Source organism: Neisseria sp. P0022.S010 (assembly GCF_051956635.1).
Genome location: NZ_JBQCXF010000270.1, coordinates 1 through 3,930, shown reverse-complemented (window position 1 = coordinate 3,930; position 3,930 = coordinate 1). Strand labels below are relative to the sequence as shown.

The 3,930-nt window shown below is 48.2% G+C and carries 6 protein-coding genes and 1 pseudogene; 5 read left to right on the top strand and 2 right to left on the bottom strand.

Annotation, left to right across the window (positions count from 1 at the left end; genetic code table 11):
- The 5 genes from argG to ACTHUT_RS15070 form a co-directional block, all read left to right on the top strand.
- The coding region (argG, locus tag ACTHUT_RS15090) for an argininosuccinate synthase (protein WP_440418980.1) at nucleotides 1-963 on the top strand (963 nt) is incomplete at its 5' end.
- 43 nt (nucleotides 964-1,006) lie between these two features.
- Nucleotides 1,007-1,222: a DUF4177 domain-containing protein gene (locus ACTHUT_RS15085; RefSeq protein WP_295700129.1), complete on the top strand. Its 216-nt coding sequence runs from the start codon at nucleotides 1,007-1,009 to the stop codon at nucleotides 1,220-1,222.
- Between the two features lie 45 nt (nucleotides 1,223-1,267).
- The gene (locus ACTHUT_RS15080; RefSeq protein WP_003749374.1) at nucleotides 1,268-1,864 is read left to right on the top strand and encodes a DUF4240 domain-containing protein; all 597 of its coding nucleotides are present in this window, start codon (nucleotides 1,268-1,270) and stop codon (nucleotides 1,862-1,864) included.
- Between the two features lie 178 nt (nucleotides 1,865-2,042).
- Nucleotides 2,043-2,492, top strand: a complete 450-nt coding sequence (locus ACTHUT_RS15075; RefSeq protein ID WP_440386570.1) for a DUF3290 domain-containing protein — start codon at nucleotides 2,043-2,045, stop codon at nucleotides 2,490-2,492.
- A 12-nt stretch (nucleotides 2,493-2,504) separates the two neighbouring features.
- Complete coding sequence (locus ACTHUT_RS15070) at nucleotides 2,505-3,137, top strand: DUF421 domain-containing protein (protein WP_440386571.1); 633 nt, start codon at nucleotides 2,505-2,507, stop codon at nucleotides 3,135-3,137.
- 72 nt (nucleotides 3,138-3,209) lie between these two features.
- Here the strand turns inward: ACTHUT_RS15070 and ACTHUT_RS15065 are convergent, their stop codons facing one another.
- Nucleotides 3,210-3,581 (bottom strand): DUF488 domain-containing protein, encoded by a 372-nt coding sequence (locus ACTHUT_RS15065; protein WP_036493639.1) that lies wholly within the window; start codon nucleotides 3,579-3,581, stop codon nucleotides 3,210-3,212.
- Between the two features lie 64 nt (nucleotides 3,582-3,645).
- Nucleotides 3,646-3,930: pseudogene (gene trpC / locus ACTHUT_RS15060) on the bottom strand (indole-3-glycerol phosphate synthase TrpC); the annotation flags it as partial.

The following is a 3,930-nucleotide window of genomic DNA, read 5'->3' as shown; positions in this document are numbered from 1 at the left end:
ATCTGGGGCGACGGCAGCACCTACAAAGGCAACGACATCGAGCGTTTCTACCGCTACGGCCTCTTGACCAATCCCGCGCTGAAAATCTACAAACCTTGGCTCGACCAACAATTTATCGACGAACTCGGCGGCCGTCACGAAATGAGCGAATTTCTGATTGCCAACGGCTTCAACTACAAAATGTCGGTGGAGAAAGCCTATTCCACCGACTCCAATATGCTCGGCGCGACACATGAAGCCAAAGATTTGGAATTCCTCAACAGCGGCATCAAAATCGTCAAACCCATCATGGGCGTTGCCTTTTGGGACGAAAACGTCGAAGTCAAACCCGAAGAAGTCAGCGTGCGCTTTGAAGAAGGCGTGCCCGTTGCACTGAACGGCAAAGAATACGCCGACCCCGTCGAACTCTTCCTCGAAGCCAACCGCATCGGTGGCCGCCACGGTTTGGGCATGAGCGACCAAATCGAAAACCGCATCATCGAAGCCAAATCGCGCGGCATCTACGAAGCCCCGGGCATGGCATTGTTCCACATCGCCTACGAACGCTTGGTGACCGGCATCCACAACGAAGACACCATCGAACAATACCGCATCAACGGCCTGCGCCTCGGCCGCCTGCTCTACCAAGGCCGCTGGTTTGACAGCCAAGCCCTCATGTTGCGCGAAACCGCCCAACGCTGGGTCGCCAAAGCCATCACCGGCGAAGTAACCCTCGAGCTGCGCCGCGGCAACGACTACTCGATTCTGAACACCGAATCGCCCAACCTGACCTACCAACCGGAACGCCTGAGCATGGAAAAAGTCGAAGACGCAGCGTTCACACCGCTCGACCGCATCGGCCAACTGACCATGCGCAACCTCGACATCACCGACACCCGCGCCAAACTGGGTATTTACTCGCAAAGCGGTTTGTTGTCCTTGGGCGAAGGCTCCGTATTACCGCAATTGAATAATAAGGAGTAGAATCAGGGGGCTTTAAAGCCCCCTGATTTTTCAAAGGAATAAAATGAAAGAATATAAAGCCATCATTTATCAAGAGAACCTGCTTTCCAGCTTGATTTTCGGCAGCGCCAAAATCAATCCGGTCAAATTCAGCGATTTCCTCAACAGCCACGCCTCACAAGGCTGGAAGGTTGTTACCATGGAAAAAGACCAGCGCCGCATGCTGCTGTTTTTCGTGCGTGAAGCCTACGTCGTCATTTTGGAAAAAGAACGTGTTTAAGCTCGGCGTCTATGCCTGTCTCGGATTGTTCGGAAGATTGGAGCCATGACAATCAACGATTTTTGGAACATCATTGATCAAGCACGTCCTGAATCTCGCAATATTGGAGAATTCAACCAAAACTTGAATCGGTTATTGGAATCTTTACCAGATGAGGATTTATTATATTTTGATTATTTCTTTAAGATGTACGAATGCACAATTATTGCCAGTCCCAATAGATTAATTTGGTCTGCGCTATCTTTGGTGTACGGTGGTAAGCATAAATACAATACTTATGGCTTCGCAGCTTGGCTGATTTTGCAAGGTAAAAGCCACTATCTTGCTGTTTTACACGATGCCGATCGGCTGGCTGATACTGAAGCTACTCAAAACTATTGCAGTGGTAACTTGAAGGGGCATGAGCATGAGTTTCCTGAACAACGTTACTTGGCAGGCAGAATATACAGCAAGAGAAACCGTATCGGTATTCGCGCATTCGAAAAAACTACCAAAGAATTCGCCCCAAAAGCCAACACAGAGTGGCAAAAAATCGAACAGCAAGAATTAAACTCTCCCACCTTTCAGTCCAATAGAAATTGGACACTGGAAGATCTTGCCGTGATACTACCCAATACCTATCAAAAATATATATGTGTATGAATGTACAATTAAATACATATCCGAAAAGAAAATGAAAGACGATGGATTTATCAACTGATACCGCTTTAAAAACACCCTATTTTGAAAACTTAACGCAACATCCTTGTTTAATAGACGAGGCCGTCTGAAATGTAAGTTTCAGACGGCCTGATTACCCCTCCCAAATTTATCAAATACCATGAAATTCTTTTCCCTCTTTTATCTTGAAAACCATATGTATTTCGACGACTACTTGAAATACGTCCTGATTTTCGCCACCCTCGTCATACTCATGCTCGCCGTATCGCAATACCTGCGCCACCGCATGGACACCAAATACCGCGACCTGAGCATTATTGCGCTGCTATTGCTCATCCTCATCGGCAGCACGCAATATCTTTCGTACAGCGAGCGTCAAAACTTTGCCTCCGATACTTCGAGCATGGTGGGTTTTCTCAATGCCTTGATTGAAAAACAAAAAGTTGAAAAACAAGACATCATCGTCAACAGCACGCGCCTATTCGACGGCATGATTATCGGCATCAAAAGCCAATACTATGAAGTCCATTTCAATCAAGACTTCTCCGCCTACACGCTGACGCCCATCAATTTGGTCAACAACAATATCGAACTCATCGATAAAGAATAACAGGATACACACATGGAAGCATACTCCCTGCTCGCCCTCAAACTACTGATGGGTATTTTAGGTTTGATTTTGCAAATCCACCTCTTAGCCAAAAGCAACCTCGCGCCGACCTCCGCCATGGACCAAGTGCAAAACTATGTACTCGGCGCCATCATCGGCGGCGTGATTTACAGCGACAGCGTCAGCCTGCTGCAATTTTTCCTCGTACTGATTTTGTGGACGCTGTTGGTCTTGAGCCTGAAATTCATCAAAAACCACAACCACTGGGTCAAATCCGTGATTGACGGTAAATCCGTTTGGATCATCGTCAACGGCGAAGTCCAAGCAGAAGAATGTATGAAAAACGGCATCAGCGCACACGACCTCATGTTCAAACTCCGCGCCGCCGGCATCTACGAAATCTCTGCCGTCAAACGTGCCGTGTTGGAACAAAACGGCCAGCTCGCCGTCATTAAGTACGGCGACGAGAGCCTGCGCTATCCGCTGATTACAGACGGCCAAGTCGACCCCGACATCCTCGAAATCATTAAGCGTGACGAAGAGTGGCTGCAACAAGAACTCGACCGCCTCCACCTTGAAGCCTCGCAAGTCTATATCGGCGAATACATAGACGGAAAATTGGTGGCACACCCTTATCCTTCTTGATTTGAAAATAGCAGGCCGCCTGAAACCTTGATTTCAGACGGCCTTTTTGTATTCAGCTCAAACACTGATTTTTTAATCACGATATTCAAACGTTGCGCCCAAAAATTGAGCCAGTGCGGAAACGTGGGAATGTCGGGGGTCTTTGACGGCGGTCAGCAACAAAATATTGCCGTGTTGTTTTTCCAAATCCAGTAGCCGCTTGATGGCGGCCTGCTCGGCATCGCCTTGCAGCTCTTCGTGATAACGGCTGACAAAACCGTCAAAATTTTGAGCCGGATTTTCATGATACCAGCGGCGCAGGTTTGCACTGGGCGTAATGTCTTTCAACCAAAGTGCCGTAGCGAAAACTTCTTTATGGACGCCGCGCGGATAGAGGCGGTCGATAAAGACGGCGGTTTGTTTAGAATCGGGTTGATAGGCGTAAATGCGCTGTACGGTAAACATTTTTTCTCGTCTCCAATGGATTCAGGCCGTCTGAAAATTCAGACGGCCTGATGTTTTTTAGGGTTTAAAACAGTTTTTTGACTTCTGCTTCTATGTCGTCGGCACGCATAAAGGTTTCGCCGATCAGGAAAGTATGCACGCCATGGCCGCGCATGAAATCAACGTCTTCTTTGTTGCGGATGCCGCTTTCGGTAACAACAGTTTTGCCGTTTAATTCGGGCAAGAGGTCGAGGGTTTGTTGCAGGGTCACTTCAAACGTACGCAGGTTGCGGTTGTTGACGCCCCACAACGGCGTGGTCATGTTGCGGCATTTTTCCAGCTCGGACGCATCGTGCAACTCCAACAATAC